This window comes from Paenibacillus sp. Y568 (genome assembly GCF_059445545.1).
In genome coordinates this window covers 1-1,122 of sequence record NZ_JCAIUM010000061.1, presented here as the reverse complement: position 1 = coordinate 1,122, position 1,122 = coordinate 1, and the positions used below count along the sequence as shown (strand labels likewise).

1 protein-coding gene is annotated in these 1,122 nt (G+C 36.5%); it reads right to left on the bottom strand.

Annotated elements, in window-relative coordinates; translation table 11 throughout:
- Nucleotides 1–312: 312 nt before the first annotated feature.
- Nucleotides 313–693: a hypothetical protein gene (locus AC1D7X_RS25780; RefSeq protein ID WP_495476437.1), complete on the bottom strand. Its 381-nt coding sequence runs from the start codon at nt 691–693 to the stop codon at nt 313–315.
- Nucleotides 694–1,122 lie beyond the last annotated feature (429 nt).

Sequence of the window (1,122 nt, the reverse complement as noted above, 5' to 3'; positions counted from 1 at the left end):
TTTAGATCTTTTACTTCTATTCTAATGCCTTACCTTCTGTCCATTATTTCTTCCTGCATTTCACTATCATGAATTTTTTGATGCCCTTAATACATCTTTAACCCAGATATTTCAGGTAACGTTCGCGCATTCCTGACGTTCAAGCAGCTTAAGGTGCGTAGCACCGGGTCGTCAGACTTAGCAGGTTGAATGTGTCGCCTGAATTCACTTCTTCGAAATCCCCCTTGGCGACCTAGGAGCGTCAGCGACGACGCAGGAATGCAATGTTATCTGATGTATCAGCCCTCTTCGATTTTCCTTCAAGGACTTTATTCACTTAATATCCTCGCCAACAATAATCTTCCATCCATCCTCCTTCTTAATAACAGGAAAAGTGATCTCTCTAGAATCCCGATCATCTTGTTTGTATTTAATTATTGCTTGATATTCTGTTTCCGTGATTTTAACCAGTTTTTCAAGACTAGTTTCTGAAATGTCATTTTGAATATTTTCATATTCATTTTTCTGATCTTGTTTATTTGGAAATCTTACATCATCAGCGTATTTTATCATTTCAGAAATGGTCCCTGACTCAATAGCAGCTAAGTAACTTGTTATATTCTTTTTTATTATTTCTTCTTCATTTGTTTGGCTGGTACATGCGATAAGTATAAACATCATAAATGTTACTGTTAATGATTTTAACTGTTTCATCGTAAATTCCTCCTAATCTTTGCTTGCTGATATTTCAGATAACGTTTGGCATTCCTGACGTTCAAGCAGCTTAAGTGACCATAGGGAACGGGTCGTCAGACTTAGCTGGTTGAATGTATCGCCTGATTCCACTTCTCAGATATCCTTCTTGGCGATCAAGGGCGAATGCCCTCAGTAGGAATGTGGTGTTACCTGAAATATCTGACTTCTCTGAATTTACTCTCATATTTCTTACATCATTTAATGTTATTTGACGTCTTTCAATTCTTCATGTTCTTAATATTCTTAACGTATTTAATCTCACTTACTCAACTTTCGCAGCTTAAATCTTTAAACAAACCCTTGATATAGCTGGGCAAACTAGAGATCCATTCTTGTAGTTGACAAAAAACAGACGTTTTATTCTTTTTTGTCTTCGTTTGAACCAGA

What these genes read in the sequence shown, in the direction of transcription:
- AC1D7X_RS25780 (WP_495476437.1), bottom strand. Translation starts at nt 693, where the DNA reads ATGAAACAGTTAAAATCATTAACAGTAACATTTATGATGTTTATACTT.